21 protein-coding genes are annotated in these 23,019 nt (G+C 69.0%); 8 read left to right on the top strand and 13 right to left on the bottom strand.

Annotated features, from left to right (window positions below):
• Positions 1–1,314, bottom strand: coding sequence for a histidinol dehydrogenase (gene hisD, locus K0O62_RS14150; protein ID WP_073854917.1), 1,314 nt, complete (start codon positions 1,312–1,314; stop codon positions 1–3).
• Positions 1,315–1,452: 138 nt separating this feature from the next.
• Between hisD and K0O62_RS14145 the strand changes: the two genes are divergently transcribed.
• The 3 genes from K0O62_RS14145 to K0O62_RS28880 all read left to right on the top strand — a co-directional run bounded on the left by K0O62_RS14145 (position 1,453) and on the right by K0O62_RS28880 (position 4,458).
• Complete coding sequence (locus K0O62_RS14145) at positions 1,453–1,821, top strand: nitroreductase family deazaflavin-dependent oxidoreductase (protein ID WP_372512817.1); 369 nt, start codon at positions 1,453–1,455, stop codon at positions 1,819–1,821.
• Positions 1,822–1,854: 33 nt separating this feature from the next.
• On the top strand, positions 1,855–2,493 hold the full coding sequence (gene rhtB, locus K0O62_RS14140) for a homoserine/homoserine lactone efflux protein (RefSeq protein WP_073854913.1): 639 nt from the start codon (positions 1,855–1,857) through the stop codon (positions 2,491–2,493).
• Positions 2,494–2,862: 369 nt separating this feature from the next.
• A complete protein-coding gene (locus K0O62_RS28880) occupies positions 2,863–4,458 on the top strand; it encodes a PGRS repeat-containing protein (RefSeq protein WP_165636949.1) in 1,596 nt (531 codons plus the stop codon).
• Here K0O62_RS28880 and nadC read toward each other — a convergent pair.
• Genes nadC through nadA form a run of 3 tightly spaced genes read right to left on the bottom strand, consistent with a single transcriptional unit; the run spans position 4,455 to position 7,989 of the window.
• Positions 4,455–5,327: a carboxylating nicotinate-nucleotide diphosphorylase gene (gene nadC, locus K0O62_RS14130; RefSeq protein ID WP_275564749.1), complete on the bottom strand. Its 873-nt coding sequence runs from the start codon at positions 5,325–5,327 to the stop codon at positions 4,455–4,457. The genes K0O62_RS28880 and nadC overlap by 4 nt on opposite strands.
• Before the next feature lie 26 nt (positions 5,328–5,353).
• Positions 5,354–6,943 carry an L-aspartate oxidase gene (locus tag K0O62_RS14125; protein WP_073854907.1) on the bottom strand — a complete coding sequence of 530 codons (1,590 nt, stop codon included), beginning with the start codon at positions 6,941–6,943 and terminating at the stop codon, positions 5,354–5,356.
• Positions 6,940–7,989, bottom strand: coding sequence for a quinolinate synthase NadA (nadA, locus tag K0O62_RS14120; RefSeq protein ID WP_073854905.1), 1,050 nt, complete (start codon positions 7,987–7,989; stop codon positions 6,940–6,942). The genes K0O62_RS14125 and nadA overlap by 4 nt, the downstream gene beginning before the upstream one ends.
• A gap of 48 nt (positions 7,990–8,037) precedes the next feature.
• On the opposite strand from nadA, the gene K0O62_RS14115 reads away from it, so the two are divergent.
• Both K0O62_RS14115 and K0O62_RS14110 read left to right on the top strand, forming a co-directional pair.
• The gene (locus tag K0O62_RS14115) at positions 8,038–8,730 is read left to right on the top strand and encodes an NUDIX hydrolase (RefSeq protein WP_073854903.1); all 693 of its coding nucleotides are present in this window, start codon (positions 8,038–8,040) and stop codon (positions 8,728–8,730) included.
• Between the two features lie 43 nt (positions 8,731–8,773).
• Positions 8,774–10,126, top strand: coding sequence for a lipase family protein (locus K0O62_RS14110; RefSeq protein ID WP_073854901.1), 1,353 nt, complete (start codon positions 8,774–8,776; stop codon positions 10,124–10,126).
• A gap of 13 nt (positions 10,127–10,139) precedes the next feature.
• On the opposite strand, the gene K0O62_RS14105 is transcribed toward K0O62_RS14110, so the two are convergent.
• From K0O62_RS14105 to bioB, 5 genes are all read right to left on the bottom strand, one after another.
• On the bottom strand, positions 10,140–11,051 hold the full coding sequence (locus tag K0O62_RS14105; RefSeq protein WP_073854899.1) for an ATP-grasp fold amidoligase family protein: 912 nt from the start codon (positions 11,049–11,051) through the stop codon (positions 10,140–10,142).
• A 448-nt stretch (positions 11,052–11,499) separates the two neighbouring features.
• Entirely contained in the window at positions 11,500–12,411 is a 912-nt protein-coding gene (locus K0O62_RS14100; RefSeq protein WP_073854897.1) for an ATP-grasp fold amidoligase family protein, read from the bottom strand.
• Positions 12,412–12,547: 136 nt separating this feature from the next.
• Positions 12,548–13,213 (bottom strand): DUF2567 domain-containing protein, encoded by a 666-nt coding sequence (locus tag K0O62_RS14095; RefSeq protein WP_073854895.1) that lies wholly within the window; start codon positions 13,211–13,213, stop codon positions 12,548–12,550.
• Positions 13,214–13,337: 124 nt separating this feature from the next.
• On the bottom strand, positions 13,338–13,583 hold the full coding sequence (gene bsaP, locus K0O62_RS14090; protein WP_234799992.1) for a biotin synthase auxiliary protein BsaP: 246 nt from the start codon (positions 13,581–13,583) through the stop codon (positions 13,338–13,340).
• Positions 13,584–13,604: 21 nt separating this feature from the next.
• A complete protein-coding gene (bioB, locus tag K0O62_RS14085; RefSeq protein ID WP_073854893.1) occupies positions 13,605–14,600 on the bottom strand; it encodes a biotin synthase BioB in 996 nt (331 codons plus the stop codon).
• A 66-nt stretch (positions 14,601–14,666) separates the two neighbouring features.
• Between bioB and K0O62_RS14080 the strand changes: the two genes are divergently transcribed.
• Positions 14,667–15,257 carry a TetR/AcrR family transcriptional regulator C-terminal domain-containing protein gene (locus K0O62_RS14080; RefSeq protein WP_073854891.1) on the top strand — a complete coding sequence of 197 codons (591 nt, stop codon included), beginning with the start codon at positions 14,667–14,669 and terminating at the stop codon, positions 15,255–15,257.
• A 93-nt stretch (positions 15,258–15,350) separates the two neighbouring features.
• Positions 15,351–17,060 (top strand): HNH endonuclease signature motif containing protein, encoded by a 1,710-nt coding sequence (locus tag K0O62_RS14075; RefSeq protein WP_073854889.1) that lies wholly within the window; start codon positions 15,351–15,353, stop codon positions 17,058–17,060.
• Here K0O62_RS14075 and K0O62_RS14070 read toward each other — a convergent pair.
• The 4 genes from K0O62_RS14070 to K0O62_RS14055 are packed head-to-tail and all read right to left on the bottom strand — an operon-like array spanning position 17,057 to position 20,751.
• Positions 17,057–17,596: a 2'-5' RNA ligase family protein gene (locus K0O62_RS14070; protein WP_073854887.1), complete on the bottom strand. Its 540-nt coding sequence runs from the start codon at positions 17,594–17,596 to the stop codon at positions 17,057–17,059. The genes K0O62_RS14075 and K0O62_RS14070 overlap by 4 nt on opposite strands.
• Positions 17,597–17,598: 2 nt before the next feature.
• Positions 17,599–18,276, bottom strand: a complete 678-nt coding sequence (gene bioD, locus K0O62_RS14065) for a dethiobiotin synthase (RefSeq protein ID WP_073854885.1) — start codon at positions 18,274–18,276, stop codon at positions 17,599–17,601.
• A complete protein-coding gene (locus tag K0O62_RS14060; protein WP_073854883.1) occupies positions 18,273–19,421 on the bottom strand; it encodes an 8-amino-7-oxononanoate synthase in 1,149 nt (382 codons plus the stop codon). Before K0O62_RS14060 ends, bioD begins: the two co-directional genes overlap by 4 nt.
• A gap of 37 nt (positions 19,422–19,458) precedes the next feature.
• Positions 19,459–20,751 carry an adenosylmethionine--8-amino-7-oxononanoate transaminase gene (locus K0O62_RS14055; protein WP_073854881.1) on the bottom strand — a complete coding sequence of 431 codons (1,293 nt, stop codon included), beginning with the start codon at positions 20,749–20,751 and terminating at the stop codon, positions 19,459–19,461.
• A 92-nt stretch (positions 20,752–20,843) separates the two neighbouring features.
• On the opposite strand from K0O62_RS14055, the gene sucT reads away from it, so the two are divergent.
• The gene (sucT, locus tag K0O62_RS14050) at positions 20,844–23,018 is read left to right on the top strand and encodes an acetyltransferase SucT (RefSeq protein ID WP_073854879.1); all 2,175 of its coding nucleotides are present in this window, start codon (positions 20,844–20,846) and stop codon (positions 23,016–23,018) included.
• Position 23,019 lies beyond the last annotated feature (1 nt).

The raw sequence follows: 23,019 nt of genomic DNA, 5'->3' as shown, positions 1-23,019 counted from the left end.
CTACCTTTCGAATCTCCGGCGTACCGCTTCACCGTGGGCAGGGAGATCCTCTGCCTTCGACAGCGTGATCACGTGCCCGGAGACATCTTTGAGCGCGGCCTCGTCGTACTCCACGACATGGATGCCGCGCAGGAAGGTCTGCACGGACAGGCCGCTGGAGTGCCGCGCGCACCCTGCGGTGGGCAGCACATGGTTGGAGCCGGCGCAGTAGTCGCCGAGGCTGACCGGTGACCAGGCGCCCACGAAGATCGCGCCGGCCGAGCGGACCCGGGCGGCGACGGCCGCGGAGTCCTCGGTCTGTACCTCCAGATGTTCGGCGGCGTAGGCGTTCACCACGCGCAGGCCGGCGTCGATGTCGTCGACCAGGACGATGGCGGACTGCTTACCGGTCAGCGCGGCGGTCACCCGCTCGTGGTGCTTGGTGGTCTCCAACTGCGCCTGCACCTCGAGATCGGAGGCATCGGCAAGGGCGACACTGTCGGTGACCAGCACGCTGGCGGCCATCTCGTCGTGCTCGGCCTGGCTGATCAGGTCGGCGGCGATGTGCCGCGGATCGGCGCTGTGGTCGGCCAGGATCGCGATCTCGGTGGGGCCCGCCTCGGCGTCGATGCCGACCTGGGAGCGGCAGATGCGCTTGGCGGCGGTGACGTAGATGTTGCCCGGACCGGTGATCATGTCGACCGGGGGCAACTCGGTGCCGTCGGTGTCGGTGCCGCCGTAGGCAAGTAGCGCGACGGCCTGGGCGCCGCCGACGGCCCAGACGTCCTCGACGCCGAGCAGGGCGGCCGCGGCCAGGATGGTCGGGTGCGGCAGTCCGCCGAACTGGGCCTGCGGTGGGCTGGCGATGACCAGCGAGTCGACGCCGGCGGTCTGGGCGGGCACCACGTTCATCACGACGCTGGACGGATAGACGGCGTTGCCGCCGGGCACGTAGAGCCCGACCCGCTCGACGGGCACCCAGCGTTCGGTGACGGTGGCGCCGGGCGCGAGCGTGGTGGTGGTGTCGGTGCGGCGCTGATCGGCGTGCACCACCCGGGTCCGCTCGATGGCGACTTCGAGGGCGGCGCGTACGGCGGGGTCCAGCTCGGTCAGCGCGGTCTGCAGCTTCTCGGCGGGGACCCGGACGGTCTCCGGCCGGACACCGTCGAAGGATTCGCCGTACTCAAGGGCTGCCGTGGCGCCCCGCGCGGCGATATCGTCGACGATCGGACGGACCTTTGGTACCACCGCGTCCACATCGACGCCGCCGCGCGGCAGCGCTGTCCGCAACCGGGCTGCGGACAGATCCGCGCCGCGCAGGTCGATGCGGGACATGAGGGATCGAGGGGATGTCACGCCACCATTGTCCCAGAGCAGGCCAAATCGAATTCGGGAGCCGTCATGTCCGCGTCGCCATCAGGGTCCAGCCGTCCGAACAGAAACGAGCACCCGAACAACGTCGCGGGCGTTCCGATGATCTTTCCGCCCTGGCTGGAGAGTTTCCAGATCAAATACATCAACCCGGTGATGACCCCGATCAGCAGGAAACTGCCCGGGTTCAGCGTGATCAAACACACGGGACGCAGTTCCGGAAAGGCCTACGAAACCCCGGTCACGTCCTACCGCAAGGGCAACACGTTGGCGATCCTGCTCGCCCACGGCAAGACCAACTGGGTGAAGAACGTGCTGGCCGCCGGCCAGGCGGACATCCACGTCTTCCGCAAGGATCTGCACCTGGTCAACCCGCGGGTGTTGGAGGCCGGCACCTCGGACCCGGCGCTGCCGTGGATCGCCCGGATCGGGGCCCGCAAGGCCGGGGTGTTCGTGGCCGATATCGCCTGATATTCGCTTGCCGGGTTCTGCGACACTGACCGCATGTCCTGGCAGGTGTGGCTGACGTTCCTGGGTGCGGCGCTCGCGATCAGTGTGTCTCCAGGGGCCGGGGCGGTGCAGTCGATGGCCACCGGCATCAACTGTGGGTTGCGGCGCGGATACTGGAGCATCCTCGGCCTGCAGATCGGCCTGATGTTGCAGCTGATCCTGGTCGCGATCGGCTTGGGCGCGGTGGTGACCAGTTCCGTGGTGGCGTTCACGGTGATCAAGTGGCTCGGCGTGGGCTACCTGATCTATCTGGCCGTGCGGCAATGGCGGACAGCGACGCGCGACCTTCGTGAGCAGATCGGCGATCCGGCGGACACCACGCGCCGGGCCCTACTGGTCCGTGGATTTTTGGTGAACGCCACCAACCCCAAGGGGCTGGTGTTCTTCCTGGCCGTGCTGCCGCAATTCGTGGTGCCCACCGCGCCGCTGTTGCCGCAGTACCTGGCCATCGGCGTGACGATGGTGGTGGTCGACCTGGTGGTGATGGGTCTGTACACCGGACTGGCGGCGAGACTGGTCGACTGGCTGCACACACCGCGCCAGCAGAAAGTGCTCAACCGGGTCTTCTCCGGACTGTTCGCCACCGCCGCGGCATTGCTGTCGCTGGTACACAAGGGCGCTGCCGCCGCCTGAATCGGCGGCGTCAGCAAACGGAATCCATTGCTTTTCAGCTTTGCTGAAGGTTGATCCCACCGGGTAAATCCGGCGTCGAACCGGATCGTTCACCACGGAGCGTGTTGCCATTCCCTGGGCTACGCGGAATACAGTTCAGCAAGCGCCGGAAACTGCGTCCCTGCGGGATCGCAGACGCGCATTCATGCTTGTCAACGAGCTTTATCAACACTCCTGCACATCTAATCACTGGCGTGTATGAATACTTTTCAACGCAACATCTCGACGCTCGGTCACTTTCCCCACTCTGCACCCTCACCGATGAAGGGACATGCCGCCATGAGGCCTGCCAATTCGACGACGGCAAAGCGCGCGATCCTCACTTCCGTAATGGCCGCCGGAATCCTTACTGCGACCGGTGTCGCCGTTATCGACACGCCGGCACCGCCCGGACCGGCCACTGCCGTCGCCGTTCCCGTCGCTCTGGCGGCGCCGACAATCCTGCCCGTCGCCACCTCGGCACCGTTGTTCACTGCGGTGGCCACTCCCAACACGCTCTACACCCCGGTGGCTGTTCCCTCGGCGCCGGTGGTGGCCAGGGTGACGGCCTCGGTCGAGATCGATGATGAGTCGGTCCCGTCGGCGACGACCCGCGACCGCACCGTGCTGCGCACGGACACCGAGGACGACCGGTCGCTGAGCGCCGGCACCCTCGCGACCCCGGCCGCCACCCTGGCCACCACCGGCGGCGGCCACGCGGTCGCGTTCGTCGTCGGTGAGGACATCCGGCCGATGATCGGCAACGGCGGCTGGCTGATCGGCAACGGAGTTGAGCCCGGCCAGAACGGGGGCTGGTTGATCGGTAACGGCGCGACCGGTGCGCCCGGGCAGAAGGGCGGCAACGGCGGCTGGTTGATCGGCAATGGCGGCAGGGGCGGCGACACGATCAACGGCCAGCAGGGCGGTGCCGGCGGAAAAGCCGGGCTGATCGGCAACGGCGGTGCCGGAGGCACCGGCCTCACCGGCGGTAAGGGCGGCGACGGTGGCCTGCTGCTCGGCATCGGTGGCAGAGGTGGGGACGGGATGAACGGCGGTCCGGGTGGTGACGGCGGAAAAGCTGGGCTGATCGGCAACGGCGGTGCCGGAGGCAACGGCCACCTGGGAGGTAGGGGCGGCGATGGTGGCGATGCGGGCCTGATCGGCAACGGCGGCAAGGGTGGCGCGGGAGGCATCAACACCGGTGTCGGTACCGCCTCCAACATCGGCGGCATCGGCGGCAACGGCGGCAACGGCGGTCAGCTTGTCGGCTCAGGCGGAGCGGGCGGCAAGGGTGGCGACGCGTACGCCACCGATCGTGCCGCGCGAGGGGCGGCCGGCGGGCACGGTGGGCGCGCCGGGCTGATCGGCAACGGTGGTGCGGGTGGAGCGGGCGGCACGGGGACGTCAGACTCCGGGCTGGCAACTGGCGCTGTGGGCGGCAACGGCGGCAACAGCATCATCGGCAACGCCGGCCGCGGCGGGATGGGGGGCTCCGCGCGGGGCACCACCGACGGGTATGCGGGCGGCGGCGGGGACGGCGGTCACGCATCGCTCGTCGGCACCGGCGGCCGCGGCGGAACCGGTGGCAATGCCCAGGCCGAGACCGGCAACGCCACGGCGGGCAACGGCGGGCTCGGTGGTCGAGGCGCGGGCATCGGGCGCGGCGGCAAGGGCGGCGCGGGCGGCGCCGCCGAGACCGACGCAGGCAATGCGTTCGGCGGGCGCGGCGGTAACGGCGGGTCCAGCCGGGGCAGCCTGTTCCAGAAGGGCGGCAACGGAGGAAACGGCGGAAATGCCTCTGCCACAACCGGTACCGGCCGCGGCGGCTTGGGCGGTGACGGTGGGCGCGGCGGGCTGGGTGCCCCCGGCGGCACCGGCGGCGCCGGAGGAACGGGCACCGGGTCCACCGCGACCAGCGGCAACGGTGCCGACGGCAGCGACGGTTAGGTGTCCAGGCCGACGTCGAGCACGCGTACCGAATGCGTGAGCGCGCCGACGGCCAGGTAGTCCACCCCGGTCGCCGCGTAGTCCGCCGCGGACTCCAGCGACAGCCCACCCGATGATTCGAGTTTCGTTGCCGGCGCGCGGGTATCGCGACGCTGCACCGCGATCTGGGTCTGCCAGACCGGGAAGTTGTCCAGCAGGATCAGCTCCACCCCTGCGCCGAGCACGTCGTCGAGTTGCTCGAGCGAGTCGACCTCGACCTCGCACGGCAGACCCGGTGCGGCGGCGCGCACGGCCTCCAGCGCGGCCAGCACCGAACCGGCCGCGGCGACGTGGTTGTCCTTGATCAACGCGGCATCCCCGAGGCCCATCCGGTGGTTCACCCCGCCGCCGACGCGCACCGCGTACTTCTGCAGAAACCGCAAGCCCGCCAATGTCTTACGGGTATCCCGGATCTGTGCGTGGGTGCCCTCGACGGCGGCCACCCAGCGGGCGGTCGCGGTGGCGATCCCGGACAGATGGCAGACCAGGTTCAACATGGTGCGCTCGGCGGTCAACAGCCCCTGCGCCGGTGCCGTGACGCGCAGCAGGGACTGGCCGGCCTCGAGGCGGGTTCCGTCGGCGACCCGGTCCAGCACCGTGTACCCGTCGGCGCCGAGCACCTCGTCGAGCACGAGCAGGGCGAGGTCCACCCCGGCGGCGACACCCGGTTCCCGTGTGGCCATGGACGCGGTGGTCGTCGCATCGGCGGGAACGGTGGCCAGCGTGGTGACATCCGGGCCGTAGCGCAGATCCTCGTCGAGCGCCCGGGTGATCAGGGCCCGGGCCTCCTCGAGTTCGGCTGCGGACAGTCCTGTCACGGCGGGGGTCACCGGCACTCCTTGGGGCGTCTGTGTCATCAGCGGGCTCCGACCGGCGCGCTGACGGCCGGCGCCCCGGTGGCGTCGATGCGTACCGACGCGCTGATCGCTTGTGCGGTATCCGATTGCGGGTAGTCGGCGCGATGGTGGCAACCGCGGGATTCGGTGCGTTCGGCGGCCGCCGCCGAGATGGCGCGCGCCGTCAGGGTCAGGGCCGCATCCTCGGCGCCGGCCCGGTCGGTGACCGGCCGCCGGGGGGCGTCCGCCAGCAGGTCGGCAAGACGGCGCAGGCCGTCGGCATCACGCACCACCGAGGCGTGCTCACTCATGGCTCGTTGCAGGGCCGGTCGCGGCAGCACCGGCACGGACAGGGTCTGGGGTGCGTCGGCGCGGACCGTCCCCGCGCCGTGCGCGTGCGCCGAGGCGGCGCGGCCGGCCCGGCCGCCGACGACCAGGCCCTCCAGCAGGCTGTTGGACGCCAACCGGTTCGCGCCGTGCATACCGGTGCGGGCCACCTCGCCGGCGGCGAACAGTCCGGGCAGATCGGTGCGGCCGTGCACATCGGTGCGGACACCGCCGCAGCTGTAGTGCGCGCCTGGCACCACCGGGATCGGTTGGACGGCCGGGTCGATACCGGCGGCCAGGCAGGCGGCGGTCACGGTCGGGAAGCGTTCGGCCACAGCCGGAATGCGGGTGGCGTCCAGGTACACGCAGCGCTCGCCGGTGTCGCGCAGCCGCGCGTCGATCGCGGCGGCGACCACGTCGCGAGGTGCCAGGTCGCCCAGCGGATGCACCCCTGCGGTGATGGAATCGCCTTGGCCGTCAACGAGAACCGCGCCCTCGCCGCGTAGCGCCTCCGAGATCAGCGGGCGGCGCCCGCCGGCCGGGCCGGTATACAACATGGTGGGGTGGAACTGGATGAACTCGATGTCGGTGACGCTGAGGCCGGCCTGCAGGGCCAGCGCGAGTCCGTCGCCGGTGGAGCCGTCCGGGTTGGTGGTGGCCGAGTACAGGTGCCCCAGCCCGCCGGTGGCCAGGATCACCGACGGCGCGTGCACGACACCGAGACCGTCGTGGCTGTGTACCAGCACCCCGGTGACCTGGTCGCCGTCGTGACAGATCTGCAGGGCGGCGTGGTTGCGCCGGATGTCGAGATGGGTGGCGGCAAGGTTCAGTGCGCGCTGGACCTCAGCGCCGGTGGCGTCGCCGCCGGCGTGGATGATCCGCCGCCGGCTGTGCCCGCCCTCGCGGGTCAGCGACCAGTGTCCGGGGGTGGATTCGTCGAAGTGCGCACCGTCGGCCACCAGGTCGGCCACCGCGTCGTACCCGCCGGCGACGATGGATCGGACCGCCTCGGCATCGCACAGCCCGCCGCCCGCTGCCAGGGTGTCGGCGACGTGCGCGTCGACGGAGTCCCCGTCCTCACAGAAGGAGTCGGGCAGCACCACCGCGATGCCACCCTGGGCGTAGAACGTGGCGGTCTCGGCAATCTTGCTGAGTACCAGTACCTTTCGGCCCTGCCGGGCGGCGGCCAATGCCGCCACCAGACCGGCGACCCCGGTACCGATGACGACGACGTCGGCGCGCTGCTGCCAGTACCCGGCGCCCCCGCAAGCGGGGCTGGTCATTCCCCGCCGCCGGGCTGTCCGATCTCGATCATGCGCTGCACGCTGCGTCGTCCGGCCGCGGCAACATCGGCGTCCACGTGCACCTCATCGGCGCCGTCGACCAGGCAGCGCAGCAACGCCGCGGGGGTGATCATCTTCATGTAGGTGCACGACGCCCGGTCATTCACCGCAAGGAAGTCGACTTCGGGTGCGGCACGGCGCAACTGGTGCAGCATGCCGACCTCGGTGGCCACCAGCACCTGGCGGGCCTGGGTCGCTCGGGCTGCGTCGAGCATGCCCCCGGTGGACAGGATCTTGACCCGGTCCTCGGGCACCGCGCCCTCCCCCGCCAGGTACAGCGCCGATGTGGCGCAACCACATTCGGGGTGCACGAACAGTTCGGCGTCGGGATGCGCGCGGGCCTGGTCGGCCAGTTCGTCGCCGTTGATCCCGGCGTGCACGTGGCATTCGCCGGCCCAGATGTGCAGGTTCTGGCGGCCCGTGACGCGCCGGACATGGGCGCCCAGGAACTGGTCCGGGCAGAACAGCACAGTGCGGTCCTCCGGGATGGAGGCGACCACCTCGACGGCATTCGAGGAGGTGCAGCAGATGTCGGTGAGCGCCTTCACCGCGGCGGTGGTGTTGACGTAGGACACCACCACGGCGTCCGGGAACTCGTCCTTCCAGGCGCGCAGTTCGTCGGCGCTGATGGAATCGGCCAGCGAGCAGCCCGCCCGCTGGTCGGGGATCAGCACCGTCTTCTCCGGGGACAGGATCTTGGCCGTCTCGGCCATGAAGTGCACACCGCAGAACACGATGGTGTCCTCCGGCGCCTCCGCGGCGATCCGCGACAGCGCCAGCGAGTCCCCGACGTGGTCGGCGACGTCCTGGATGGCGGGCAGCTGGTAATTGTGCGCCAGCAGCGTCGCCCCGCGCAGATCGGCGAGGCGGCGGATCTCGGCCGCCCACTGCTCGTCGGCGACGATTCCGCCGTAGCCGCCGGGGCCATCGACGATGCCCGAGGCAAGCACGCTGCTCAGCTGCGCGGTCCGGTCAAGGACGGTCATGGCGGTCTCCTTTTGGCCGATCCAGGTTTTCGACTTACAATCGAAAACATGCCACATGCTAGCACCCACCACGAAGTGCTTGCAGTCGTGCTCCAGGTTCGGCAACTGTCCACGAAGAAACCCGAGCTCAGCGTTCTGCTCTGGGAACGCGCCATGGATCCGCAGCGCGGCGCCTGGTCACTGCCGGGCGGCAAGCTGCGACACGACGAGGACATGACCAGTTCGGTGCGGCGCCAGCTCGCCGAGAAGGTCGACCTGCGAGAACTGGCCCATCTGGAACAGTTGGCGGTCTTCTCCGACCCGAACCGGGTGCCCGGGCCACGCACCATCGCGTCGACCTTCCTGGGCCTGGTGCCCTCCCCTGCCAACCCCGAGCTGCCGTCGGACACCCGCTGGCACCCGGTTTCGGACCTCCCGCCGATGGCCTTCGACCACCACACCATGGTGGCCAACGCGCATGCCCGGCTGATCGCGAAGCTGTCCTACACCAATATCGGGTTCGCGCTGGCCCCAAAGGAATTCGCACTATCCACACTGCGCGACATCTACAGCGCGGCACTTGGGCACCCGGTGGACGCGACCAACCTGCAACGGGTGCTGGAGCGCCGCAAGGTCATCACCCGGACCGGCACCACGGCGCGCTCGGGCCGCAACGGCGGCCGGCCCGCGGCGTTGTACCGCTTCACCGAGGCCCGGTATCGGGTCACCGACGAATTTGCGGCATTAAGGCCACCAGGGTGAGTCGGAGTGGATTCTTAGACCATTCTTAAGTAAGAATGCCCGGATGGATCTCGCCGGTTCCGCCGCCTCTGCTGACGCTGAGTGGATCGGTGCCGTCCCCCACGAAGAGCTGGACCGCGCCGCGCGTCCGCAGCTCCCGAAGGACGATCCCTTCTACGTCGCTCCCGAAGGCTTCCGGCACGCCACCCCCGGCACCGTGCTGCGCAGCCGTGATGTCGAGCTGGCCTTCCTCGGGTTGATCCCCCAGCAGGTGCGCGCCGTCCAACTGCTGTACCGGACCACCGATATGAACGGCAATCCCGAGGCCGCCGCCACCACGGTGGTCATCCCGGCCGAACGCGGGCCCGAGCCGCTCTGCCCGCTGGTGTCCTACCAGTGCGCCATCGACGCCATCTCGTCGCGATGTTTCCCCTCCTATGCCCTGCGCCGGCACGCGGTGGCCCCGGGATCGGTACCGCAGTTCGAGATGCTGCTGGTGGCCGCCGCCATCGCCGAAGGCTGGGCGGTGTCGGTGCCCGACCATGAGGGCGTCAACGGGTCCTGGGGCACCCCGTACGAGCCCGGCTACCGGGTGCTCGACGGGCTGCGTGCGGCCCTGACCTCCGAGCAGCTCACGCTGTCACCGGAAGGGCCGATCGGGCTGTGGGGCTACTCCGGGGGCGGGCTGGCCAGCGCGTGGGCCGCCGAGATGAGCGGTACCTACGCGCCCGAACTCAACATCGTCGGCGCGGTGCTGGGGTCCCCGGTCGGGGATCTGGGCCGCACCTTCCGCAAGCTCAACGGCACCTTCGCCGCGGCGCTGCCCGCGCTGGTGGTCGCGGCTCTCGCCGACGTCTACCCCGGCCTGCAGAAGATCATCGCCGAGCACGCCAGCGAGAAGGGCCGCGCGCTGCTCGACAAGCTGCACCACATGACCACGGTCGAAGCCATCGTGCGGTTGTGGCGCACCGATATGGGTGACCTGCTGGATCAGCCGCTGGAACAGGTCCTGTCCACCCCCGAGGTGCAGCACGTCTTCGAGGACATCAAGTTGGGAACGGCCGTACCGACGCCCCCGGTCCTGATCATCCAGGCGGTGCACGACGAGATCATCTCCGTCGACGGCATCGACGAACTCGCCGACGCCTATTCCTCCGGCGGGGCGAACGTCACCTATCACCGGGACCTGTTCAGCGAGCATCTGCTGCTGCACCCGATGTCGGCGCCGATGGCCCTGCGCTGGTTGTCCGACCGGTTCGCCGAACGTCCACTCGAAGAGCACCTGCTGCGCACCAAGTGGCCGACGTTGTTCAACCCGTCGACCTACAGGGGCATGGCGCGGCTGGCGGTCATCACCGCCAAGGTGCTGACCGGCCGGCGGGTGCACCGACTGCCGATGTCGGTGCTCGACCGCTGACCGGGCTGCGGCTTCATGGCCGGCCGGGCTGGACGTCATCCAAGGCCGGCAACTTCCAGTGCCAACCCTGCTCCACGTCGAAACTCATCGGCTTGAAGGGCAGCAGCCCGCTGCCCGGATACGGGGTGTACTCGCCGAACCAGACCTCACCGTCGATGGCGTACAAGTCGATACGAATGAAGTCCCACCCGGCGCCCAGGGTGCGGGCAAAGTCGATCATCTTGTCCAACTCCGGCGGACGCTCCATTTCAACCACCGGCCTGCCAGGCTGGCAGACCTGCAACGGACGCCAGTCCACGTCCATGAAACTGGCGGTCAACTTCCCTTGGAAGCGTCCGCAATTGATCTGGATGAACGCAACCTTCCCTTGGAAGACGAAGAATTTGTAATCGGTGGGCGGTAGTCCGTCCGGGGTCGGGATGCGCTCCTCTAGCAGCAGGACCGGGCGAGCTTGGGCGTAGCCCCACTCACCAGACTCCGCCGGCGTCTCACGGAGCCAGTCGCGGGTCTGCTCGATCAGCGCTTGCCGGTCGGTGTCGGCGTCCGGGCCGAACACCGCGTGCCCGCTGCTGGCATTGGGCTTGAGCGCCCACGGCGGCAACGTCGTGAGGTCTGGGGCGTCCCGCAGATCGGTTCCCGACCAGAGGGTCTCGGGGATGCGCAGATCCGCCCCCGGGTAGGCCGCCCGGGCCATCTCCTTCATCCACATCTTGTCGCAGGCCTTGACGATGCGATCCCGGCGGTCGTTGAGAATCCGCCAATTCACCTTCTCGTTGAAGGTCTTCGGATCGGTGAAGTTGCCGGGCTTGCGGAAAACGATGAGGTACAGGCCCCGCCGCATCAGCGGCACCGGAATTCTGTCGATGACCCATTGGCGGGAACCGGACAACCAGCGTGGGGTGGTGCGATATTTCAGCGCGGGCACCGGACAACCTCATCCGACGAGTTACTGCCCGCCGGTTGCACGCTGCAACCGGTGCGTCCTTCATCGGCCCAACGGAGCCGAACCTGCTGCGGCGCCAGGTGTCGCACGGACCCCGATGACGACCCCATACTGGGATGTGATGACCAGGACATCGTGCCCCCGCTCCGGCTCACGCGCCGGACATCTACGGCCGGCGTCGGCAGAACGCTAACCCCCAATCGACGTCCGAACACCGCAAATTCAAGATCACGCCACCGTTGCTCCGCAAAGTAGTTGCGGATGAATTAGTTTCGGCCGCAATCAATTTCACCGATATTGCTCGGGACCAGCGCCTTAGCTCGAGGTCCTGCCGAGGTATCGCAAGCGCGGCGAACCAAAATTGACCCGTACGTCAACTCGGGCGTTCAGCCGCACATTCTGCGGTTCCACACACCCGTCGTGCACGAAATCACGGCCGGCCGCGTTGCACGTCCACGAGGGCCGGCAGCTTCCAGTGCCGCCCCTGCTCCACGTCGAAACTCATCGGCTTGTAGCGCAGCAGTCCGCTGCCCGGATACGGGGTGTACTCGCCGAACCAGACCTCGCCGTCGACGGCGTACAGGTCGACCCGGATGAAATCCCAGTCGGCTCCGAGCGTGGAGGCGATCTCCAGCATCTTGTCCAGCTCGGCCGGCCTCGGCTCGTCGGCCACCGGCTGGATGCGCCAGCGCACCGGCAGCCGGCGCCAATCGGCGTCCAGGAACGTGGCGGTCTGCCGGGTGCCGAATCGGCCACGATTCACCTGGACCAGCTCGACGCGGCCGTCGAACACGAAGAACTTGTAGTCGACGGGCGCCTTACCGTCCGGGGTCGGGATGCGCTCCTCGAGCAACAGCAGCGGGCGGGCCTCGCTGTAGCCCCACTCACCCAGTTCCAGCGGGGTCTCCTCGAACCAAACCTGGGTCTTGCGTACCAACGCGTCCAGATCGGTGTCCGCATCAGGGCCGAAGAGTGCGTGCCCGCTGCTGGCGTTGGGCTTGAGCACCCACGGCTGCAACGTCGTGAGGTCCGGGGCGTCCCGCAGATCGGTTCCCGACCAGAGGGTCTCGGGGATACGCAGGTCCGCTCCCGGGTACGCCTCCCGGGCCATCTCCTTCATCCACATCTTGTCGCAGGCCTTGACGATCCGGTCCCGCCGATCGTTGAAGATCCGCCAATTCACCTTCTCGTTGAAGGTCTGCGGGTCGGTGAAGTTGCCACGTTTGCGGATCATCATCAGGTACAGGGCCTTGCGCATCAGCGGAATCGGAATCAGCGACACCGCCCGTCGACGCGGTTCCAGCAACCACGACGGGGTCGTCTTGTACTCCAGCAGCGGCATGGCGGCTCTCCACAGGTTTCGTCACGTCGAACGGGGATTCCTGCGTGCGCACGACTGAGCCCCGGATATGCGCCCGAAATATAACGCTGTGAGCCGGCTTTGTGGGGGCTATGTTTTTCCGCGCCGAGCGGTTCGGCTACGGAGCAGCGTGCGGGGCGGCGGGTCGATCGGCCACCGGGTCCGCCGCTGCGGCCGGAACGACCCGGGGCGGGTACACGCCGGCGTAGTCGACCGGCGGCCAGGCGCCCAGATCGTCACGCGTGGTCGAGACCGTCAGCAGGGCGTAGGTCAGTGCCGCCACCGCGGCAGGCACCACGATGCTCGCCGCGACGACCAGTGGCGCGTGCCCGAAGAACACCGCGGGCGCCTCGAACACGTAGTGCACCCGATTCGCCTCGCTGACCGGCGCGCCGTCCACGTCGACGGTGCCGAAGCGCCAATGTGCAAGTGCCGCACCGACTCCGGCAGCGGCACCGGCGGCCGCAGCCATACCGGCGGTGAGGCCCAGGACCTGCGCAGGGCCGCGATGCGCCCGCCACTGCCACACCGCCACCGCGGCGACGACAGCCAGCGCACTCAGCAGTCCGATGAACAGGAACGCGCCCAGGAAGAAGTGGTCGGAATCGCTGCCGAGGTAGGCCCGCACCCGGTTACCGGAGCGGGTCAGCGCCACCACACCCTGGACCGGCGGCGCCAGCAAAACCCACAGTGCCCCGATCGCGACACCGGCGACCGTGAGGGTTCCGATGATGCGCAGGGCCGCGGCGCGGTGCGAGAGACGAGGTGGGGGGTTAACGCTCATCGTGCCAGTTTCCTCTTCGCGCAAGCGCTCATCGTGCCAGTTTCCTCTTCGCGCAAGCGCTCATCGTGCCAGTTTCCTCTTCGCGCAAGCGCTCATCGTGCCAGTTTCCTCTTCGCGCAAGCGCTCATCGGCGCATATCCAGGTCGGTGGAGTCCACCTGTCCGTGCCGCGAACACTTGGCCCACCAGCCCGTCGGCCGGACCTGCACGATCATCCGGCGACCACACTCGGCGCAGAACCGCGGCGGTTCCAGCCCCAGCTGAGCAGCAGTCGGGATGACGGCCCCGGCGGCGCCGTCGACGGCGGCACCGGTGTAGACGTTGTAGACACCGGCGCCGACCGGCGCGGGCAGGGCCGGGCTCTCACTCATCTCGAGCATCACCACTAATTTCTACAGCGTGGCGTTCAGAGCCTTGATCGGCATCTGCAGATCGTCGAGCAGTTCCAGGTCGGCCTCGGCGGGACGGCCCAGCGTGGTGAGGTAGTTGCCGACGATGACGGCGTTGATACCGCCCAGGATGCCCTGCTTGGCGCCCAGGTCGCCGAGGGTGATCTCGCGTCCACCGGCGAAGCGCAGCATGGTGCGCGGCAGCGCGAGGCGGAACGCCGCCACCGCCCGCAGCGCATCCGCGGCCGGCAGCACCTCGAGGTCACCGAAGGGGGTACCCGGGCGCGGGTTCAGGAAGTTCAGCGGTACCTCGTGCGGGTTCAGTTCGGCCAGGTTCGCGGCGAACTCGGCACGCTGTTCGAGGGTCTCGCCCATGCCCAGGATGCCGCCACAGCAGACCTCCATACCGGCCTCGCGCACCATGCGCAGGGTGTCCCAGCGCTCTTCCCAGGTGTGGGTGGTGACGACATTGGTGAAGAACGAGCGGGCGGTCTCCAGGTTGTGGTTGTAGCGGTGCACACCCATATCGGCCAGGCGCTGCACCTGCTCCTCGGTGAGCATGCCCAGCGAGCAGGCGATCTGGATGTCGACCTCGTTGCGGATCGCCTCGATGCCGGCGGCGACCTGGGACAGCAGCCGCTCGTCGGGTCCGCGGACGGCTGCCACGATGCAGAACTCGGTGGCGCCGGTCTTGGCGGTCTGTTTGGCGGCCTCTACCAGGCTCGGGATGTCGAGCCAGGCGCTGCGCACCGGCGAGGCGAAAAGGCCGGACTGCGAACAGAAATGGCAGTCCTCGGGGCAGCCGCCGGTCTTGAGGCTGATGATGCCCTCGACCTCGACATCCGGACCGCACCACTTCATCCGGACCTCGTGCGCGAGTTCCAGGAGCGCGTCGAGCTGATCGTCGGGCAACTGCAGCACCTGCAGGGTCTGGTCCTGATCGAGGCCGACGCCGCGCTCGAGTACCTGCTCGCGCGCCTGAACCAGAATGTCCGTCACCGGTGCTTCTCCCTAAATCAGTCCCTACGGTCTCGACTTGAACACCGTTCAGGTTAGAGTAACGGTGTGCAGCTGCACAAACATGACCTCGTCGATGCCGCCACGGCGATCCTGGACAATTTCGGGATCGCCGACCTGACCATGCGCCGGCTTGCGCGCGAACTGAGCGTCAGCCCGGGTGCCCTGTACTGGCATTTCGCCAACAAGCAGGAACTGCTCGGTGCAGTGGCCGACCGAATCCTGCAGCCCGCGTTGCGATCTGCGGAGTCCGCCGCGGGCTGGCGCGAGCACGTCAGTGCGGATTGCCGCCGCCTGCGAGATGCGTTGCTCTCGCACACCGACGGTGCCGAACTGGTGTCGGCAAGCTTCGCCGCCGGCCAGTCCGAGGCGATGACGCAGGTCCTGCAGCGACTCGCCGGGGCCACCGCCGAGTCCGGCATCGACTCCGCGCATGCCGAACTGGCCGCCCGGACCGTCGTGTACTACGTACTGGGCTTCACAGTCGACGAACAGTCCCGGCTGCAGTGGGACGCTGCGGGCGCGGAGCTCCCGGAGAGCCAATCGGCCCTCACCGAGGATGCCGGCCACCGATTCGAGTTCGGCCTCGGCCTGCTCGTGGACGGTATCGCGGCGCACCGGGACCTGACCGTCGAATAGGCCCGCCGGGCTTGGCGCCGGGCCCGCTGAGTTATCCACAGCCGGGGACCTTCTTTGTGGCGCGCGTCACAGGGGTCCGGTAATGTCGAACATATGTTCGATCGGGTCGCGTTGGCGGGGATGGGCGATGAGGAGCTCATCTCCGCGTTGACGGCCGCGACCCGGGGCGAGGCTGCGATGGCGGCACGACGGTTGGCGTTGGTCGCCGAGGTGACGGCCCGGCAGTGCGAGGACGAGGATGACGTGATCGCCCATCAGGTGGTCGATGGGTGGGCGTTCGCGAAGGCGCAGGTGGGTGCGGCCTGCAATCTGAGTCCGCATGCGGCCTCGACTCAGATGCGGATCGGGGTGGCGCTGCGGGAGCGGCTGCCGCGGACCGCGGCGTTGTTCGGGTCGGGGGCGGTGTCGGCGAGGGTGATCGGGGAGATCACCTGGCGTACCCATCTGGTGACCGATGAGGATGCGTTGGCGTTGATCGATGCCGCGATCGCCGCAGAAGCCACCGAGTACGGGGCGTTGTCGGAAGCCGCGCTGATCCGGGCGGTGGATTTGTGGGTGGAGAAGTTCGACCCGATCGCGGTGATCCGGTCCCAGGCGGCCGCCAAGGATCTCTATGTCGAGTTCGATGACCGTGATGACCCCAACGGGGTGTGCTCGTTCTGGGGGCGGTTGCGGGCGACTGACAAGCAGGCCCTGCAGCAGCGCCTCAATGATCTCGCGGACACCGTGTGCGCCAATGATCCGCGTACCGTGCGGGAGCGCCGCGCCGATGCCCTGGGTGCCCTCGGCATCGTCGGGCCGTCGCTGCAGCGGTTGGCCTGCCGGTGCGGGGACCCGGGCTGTGCGGGTAGTGGGAAAGATCCGCGGTCGATGGCGGTGAACATCTACATGCTGGCCGATCAGGTGCCCGGTGCCGATGCGAGGCCCGCCCCACAGACCGGGCCTGGGCCGCAGCCCACGGATGAGCCCGGGCTCGATTCGGGTCCCACACCTACCGAACCCGAAACCGAGCCTGAGGGAACGCCGGCGCCGACCCCGGAACCGGACGCGCCGGCCCAGCCCGCGGCCCATACCCCCGCGCCCGCGGCCACCGTCCCCGGGGCGGGCGCCGGGGTGATGCTCGACGGCACCGTCATCCCGGCCGCCATGCTGGCCGACCTCATCGCCACCGGCGCCAAGGTCCGGCCCCTGCGCGAGGTCGCCGACCTGCCCACCGAACGTCAATACCGGCCCTCCACGGCGCTGACCGCGTTCGTGCGGATGTGCTCACAGACCTGTAGCTTCCCCGGCTGCTCGAAACCCGCGCACCGCTGCGATCTGGACCACGTGATCCCGTGGCCGGCCGGGGCCACCCATCCGGGCAACCTGCGTCCGCTGTGCCGTGAACATCATCTGGTGAAAACGTTCCGCTCCGGCCCGAACGGCTGGACCGTCAAGGCACGGCCCGACGGCGCCACGGAATGGACCTCGCCGACCGGGCACACCTATGTCAGTACCCCGGGTGCGGCGATCCTGTTCCCGCACTGGAACATCCACACCACCGTCCCGCCGCCGCGACACATCAGCCTCATCCACGACGATCACAGCAGTGCCAAGATGCCCACCCGGCAACGCACCCGCGCCCAGGACCGCGCACACCGCATCAACGCCGAACGCACCCGCAACGCAACCGAACTCGCCCTCGCGTCAGCAGCGAAGGACAGCACTACGCGCGCCGAGGGATTGAACAAAAGCGACATCATCGACGACATCCTGAGCGGCGGGGTCCATTCCGGCAGCGACCCGGACCCACCACCGTTTTAACCGGTCGAGCCGGGCATGCCAATCGGGTGCTCGCGGTGGGCGTCGCCGTCCCAGTGCCGGATGGCCACGAACTCACCGACGATCGGGGTCGTCGCCGAAGCCACCGTCATCGCGTCTCGTAGGTGATCGGCGTCCATCCGCCGGGCCAGCGTGACGTGCGGCGTCCACTGTCCGGGTTCAGCATGCGGAAGCGGCCCGGACGTCATGTGCGGCAGGCAGATCCGATGCACCTCGTTGTGTAGGTCCATCAGTTCCACCGACGGCACCACCAGTAGCACCAGGGTGAACGGGCCACGCCCGAACAGCGTCGGGGCTCCGAGTCGGCACGGCAGCGGCAGCCGGTCCAGCACCGCGGTCAAGGCATCATCGGCCTGATCGGACAGCCCGGAGGAGACCGTCATGGTGACGTGCGGGCGATTGGTCGGCGACCGATGCGCGGACTGACTGCGCACCCCGGCCTCGGCGAGTCCGTCCCAGACGCGGCGGACGGCGGCATCGGCGTCCGTGTCCAGCAGCAGTTCGACCGAATGCACCATGGCTACACCAGACTCGCGATCCAGTTCTCGTCGAAGGCCTCGGTGCTGAGCATCTCGAACCCCTCCGGGCTCAACGGCGCGGCCCCGGCGGGCAGCACCGCGCGCAGTTCGGCCAGCTGCGCCAACGCCTCCCGGTTGCCCTGCTCGGCGACACCCGGGCACTCCGGCCAGGCGCCGATCACCAGACCGGCGGTGGAAATACCTTGCCCGGCAAGCGACTCCAGGGTCAGCGCGGTGTGGTTGAGGGTGCCGAGTCCCGCGGCCACCACCACCAGAACCGGGGCCGACAACTCCGCGGCCAGATCGCGCAGCGTCACCCCGTCGGCGCCCAGCTGCACCAGCAGCCCGCCGGCGCCCTCCACGATCGTCAACCTGTCCGGCGCATCCGCCGCGTGCAGCGCATCCAACAGCTCGCCGCGGGTCGGTAACGGCAGCCCGGCCCGATCGGCCGCGGCCGCCGGGGCCAGCGGCTCGGGATATCGCCAGCCGCCGTGCAGGGCGGTCACCCCGGACAGTCTGCCGACCTCGCCGAGATCGTCATCCCCGTCGGCGGTGCCCGTCTGTACCGGTTTGCACACCGCGACGTCCAGGCCCGCCGACCGCGCCGCGCACGCCAGCACGGCTGTCGTCACCGTCTTACCGACGCCGGTGTCGGTGCCGGTCACCATCAGAAAGGTCATGACCGCACAGCGCCGAGCACATCGGTGAGGACCTGGCGCGCCAACACCATTTCCTCATCGCTCAGCGAGGCGCGCGCGGTCAGTCGCAGCCGTGAGGTGCCGGCCGGGACGGTCGGCGGCCGGAAGCAGCCCACCCGCACGCCACCTTCCAGACAGGCCGCGGCCGCGCCGACGGACACATCGGGATCGCCCAGGATCACCGACACCACCGCCGAAGTGGGCACCTCATCGATGCCGCAGATCTGCGCGAGTTCGGCTGCCCGCGCCAACACCGCGGTCGCCAGTTCGGGCTGGGCGATGAGCACCTGCAGCGCGGCCGATGCGGCGCCGACGGCGGCCGGCGCCAGACCGGTGTCGAAGATGAACGACCGCGCGGTGTCGATCAGATGCGCCCGCACCGCGGCCGGGCCCAGTACGGCGCCGCCCTGGCTGCCCAGCGCCTTGGACAGCGTCGTCGTCATGATCACGTCGGGTGTACCGGCCAGACCGACCTCGTGCAGCAGCCCCTGGCCACCGGCTCCGCGCACGCCGAGCCCATGCGCCTCGTCGACCATCAGCAGGGCGCCGAACCGGCGGCACACCTCGTGCAGTTCGCGCAGCGGGGCCAGCACCCCGTCGGTGCTGAACACCGACTCGGTGACCACCACGGCGCGCTCCTCGGAGCGGGTGGCCAGCACCCGTTCGACGGCCGCGACATCGAGGTGCGGGGTCACTTCGACCCGGGCCCTGGACAGCCGGCAGGCGTCGACGATGGAGGCGTGGGTCAGTGCATCGGAGACCAGCAGTGCGCCGGGGCCGGTCAACGCGGTGACCGCACCGAGGTTTGCGGTGTACCCCGAGGAGAACACCAGCGCGGACTCGGCGCCCACGAAGCCGGCCAGCGCGGACTCGAATTCCTCGTGCAGTTCGGTGTTGCCGGTGACCAGCCGCGATCCGCCGGCGCCGGCGCCCCAGGTGCGCAGCGCCTGCACGCCGCCGTCCAGCACGGCGGGGTGCTGGGACAGCCCCAGGTAGTCGTTGGAGGCGAGATCGAGTTCGGTGCCGACCGGCGGCCGGACCCGCAGCGAGCGGCGCAACCCCTCGGCGCGGCGACGTTTCTCGACATCGGCGAGCCAGGCCAGCGGGGACAGACCGGTTCGGGTCACGGGTGCAGCCTCTCCTGAACGGTGTTCAATTCACGGTTCAGGTTAATGCACGCGCGACCTCGACCATGCCCGCACCGATCTGGTCGACCTCCTCGGCGGTGCAGATGAACGGTGGCATGGCGTAGACGAGCCTGCCGAACGGCCGCAGCCACAACCCGTGTCGGAGCGCGGTCTCGGTGGCGACCGCCATGTCGACGGGCTCGCGCATCTCGATGACGCCGATGGCGCCGAGCACCCGCACGTCGGCGACGTTCGGCAGTGTTCGGGCCGGCTCCAGCCCGGCCCGCAGCCCCGCTTCGATGTCCCGGACCCGGGTCCGCCAATCCCCTTCCAGGAGCAGCTCGACCGCGGCCACCGACACCGCGCATGCCAGTGCGTTGGCCATGAAGGTCGGGCCGTGCATGAGCGCGCCGGGCTCCCCCGCGCTGATGGTCTGCGCGATGTGCGCGGTGCACAGGGTGGCGGCAAGGGTGACGTACCCGCCGGTGAGCGCCTTGCCGACGCACATGATGTCGGGGGTGACGCCGGCATGGTCGGCGGCGAACAGTTCACCGGTGCGCCCGAAACCGGTCGCGATCTCGTCGAAGATCAGCAGCACCCCGTGCTCGTCGCACATCCGGCGCAGATCGTTCAGATAGCGCGGGTCGTGGAAGCGCATGCCACCGGCGCCCTGGACCACCGGCTCGACGATCACGGCGGCCAGTTCCTCGGCGTGTTCGGCCAGCTGCTGTTCCAGGGCCGCCACGTAGTCGGCGTCGTAGCCGCCGGGGACCTGCGGGGCGAACACCTGGCGCACCAACACGTCGGTCCAGATCGAGTGCATGCCACCGTCGGGGTCACACACGCTCATCGGGGTGAAGGTGTCCCCGTGGTAGCCGCCGAGCCACGTCATCAATCGGTGTTTGGCCGGGCGGCCCCGGCTGCGCCAGTACTGCAGCGCCATCTTCACCGCGACCTCCACCGACACCGATCCCGAATCGCTGAAGAACACCGTCTCCAGGCCGGCCGGGGTGATCTGCACCAGCAGCTGCGCCAACCGGGCCGCCGGCTCGTGGGTCAGGCCGCCGAACATGACGTGGTTCATGGTGGCGAGCTGCGCCGTGATCGCGGCGTCCAGCCGGGGATGGCCGTGCCCGTGCACCGCCGTCCACCACGAGCTCATCGCGTCGAGCACCTCGACGGGTTCGCCGCCGTGCTCGACGGTGAGCCAGGCGCCCTTGGCGCCCAGCGCCACCACCGGCGACAATGCCCCGGCACCGATGGTGCTGTACGGGTGCCAGATGTGCGCGGCGTCGATCGCGCTGATCTCCGACGGCGTCAACGCAGGCATGGCACCGGACCCTATCGCCTCGCGCGACAGGTGTGACGTCACGCCCGCGACCTGAGTCACCCAGCATTCTTCGGTAGATTGACTCCCCGACCATGATGACCCTCGCTCCCTCCCGACCCGCGGCCCGCACCGGGTCCGCGCCGGCCGCCAAACCCAGATCGGGTACGCGCGACTCGGGCTTCTACCGACATGACCTCGACGGACTGCGCGGGGTCGCAATCGCCCTGGTAGCCGTTTTCCACGTCTGGTTCGGGCGGGTGTCCGGCGGCGTCGACGTCTTCCTGGCGCTGTCCGGCTTCTTCTTCGGCGGTCGGCTGCTGCGCGCGGCTCTGGACACCTCCACCGTGCTGCGCCCGGTACCCGAGGTGGTGCGACTGGTCCGCCGGCTGCTGCCCGCGCTGATCGTGGTGCTCGCCGCCGGGGCGGTGCTGACCATCCTCATCCAGCCCGAGACACGCTGGGAGACCTTCGCCGACCAGAGCCTGGCCAGCCTCGGCTACTACCAGAACTGGGAGCTGGCCAGCACCGCCTCCGACTATCTGCGCGCCGGTGAGACCGTCAGCCCGCTGCAGCACATCTGGTCCATGTCGGTGCAGGGCCAGTTCTACATCGCGCTGCTGGCGATCATCTTCGCGTTCGCCTATCTGCTGCGCAGACCGCTCGGCCGGCATCTGCGCTGGGTCTTCATCGTCGTGCTGACCGCGCTGACCGTCGCCTCGTTCGTGTACGCGATCATCGCGCACAACACCGATCAGGCCGTGGCGTACTACAACAGCTTCGCCCGTGCCTGGGAGCTGACCCTCGGCGCGCTGATCGGCGCCCTGGTCCCCTACGTGCGCTGGCCGATGTGGGTCCGCACCGTGGTTGCCACCGTCTCGCTGCTGGCCATCCTGCTGTGCGGCTGGTTCATCGACGGGGTGAACGAATTCCCCGGCCCGTGGACCCTGGTGCCCGTCGGTGCGACCGTGCTGTTCATCCTGTCCGCGGCCAACCGCGCCGCCGATCCCCACACCGGCGGGAAACTGCCCCTGCCCAACCGGTTGCTGGCCAGCAAGCCGTTCGTGGCGCTCGGATCGATGGCCTACTCGCTGTACCTGTGGCACTGGCCGCTGCTGATCTTCTGGCTGGCCTACAGCGGCCGCGACCATGCCGGCTTCCTCGACGGTGCGATCGTGCTGCTGGTGTCCGGGGTCCTGGCCTGGCTGACGACCCGCTACGTCGAAACCCCGCTGCGCTACAAGGCGCCGGCCCCGCGGCAGGTGAACGAGGTCGTCGTGCCGTGGCGTACCCGGATGCGCCGCCCGACCATCGTCCTCGGTTCGATCGTCACCCTGCTGGGTGTCACGCTCACCGCCACCTCGTTCACCTGGCGCGAGCACGTCACCGTCGAACGGGCCAGCGGTAAGGAACTGTCCGGCCTGTCGGCCCGCGACTACCCCGGCGCCCGGGCACTGATCAACAACGCCAAGGTGCCCAAACTGCCGATGCGGCCCACGGTGCTGGAGGCCAAGGACGACGTCCCGGAATCCACCCACGCCGGCTGCATCAGCGACTTCAGCAATGTCGACGTCATCAACTGCACCTACGGCAACAAGGACGCCCAACGCACGATTGCGCTGGCGGGCGGTTCGCACGCCGAGCACTGGCTCACCGCGCTGGACCTGCTGGGCCGGATGCACGACTTCAAGGTGGTCACCTACCTGAAGATGGGTTGCCCGTTGACCACCGAGCAGAAGCCGCTCGTGATGGGTGACAACCGGCCCTACCCGAAGTGCCGGGAGTGGAACGAAAAGGTGATGCCGAAGCTGTTGGCGGACAAGCCCGACTACGTCTTCACCACCTCGACCCGGCCGTGGAACATCAAGCCCGGCGATGTGATGCCGGGGTTCTATGTCGGTATCTGGCAAGAGTTCCTCGATGCCGGCATCGACGTGCTGGCCATGCGCGACACACCCTGGCTGGTGCGCAGCAACAACAAGCCCTTTTTCCCGGCCGACTGCCTGGCCGACGGCGGGGACGCCGTCTCCTGCGGGGTCAAGCGTGCTGCGGTACTGTCCGACGACAACCCGACCTTGGCCTTCGTGAAACGGTTCCCGAACCTGAAGCCACTCGATATGAGCGATGCGGTGTGCCGGCCCGACTTCTGTCGCGTAGTGGAGGGAAATGTGTTGATGTATCACGACTCTCACCACCTGTCGGCGACGTACATGCGCACCATGACCAACGAACTGGGTCGTCAGCTGGCAGCTGCCACCGGCTGGTGGTGAC

Source organism: Mycolicibacterium diernhoferi, from assembly GCF_019456655.1.
Classification (GTDB): domain Bacteria; phylum Actinomycetota; class Actinomycetes; order Mycobacteriales; family Mycobacteriaceae; genus Mycobacterium; species Mycobacterium diernhoferi.
The sequence above is the reverse complement of the archived record's forward strand: the minus strand, read 5'-3'. Positions and strand labels throughout refer to the sequence as shown.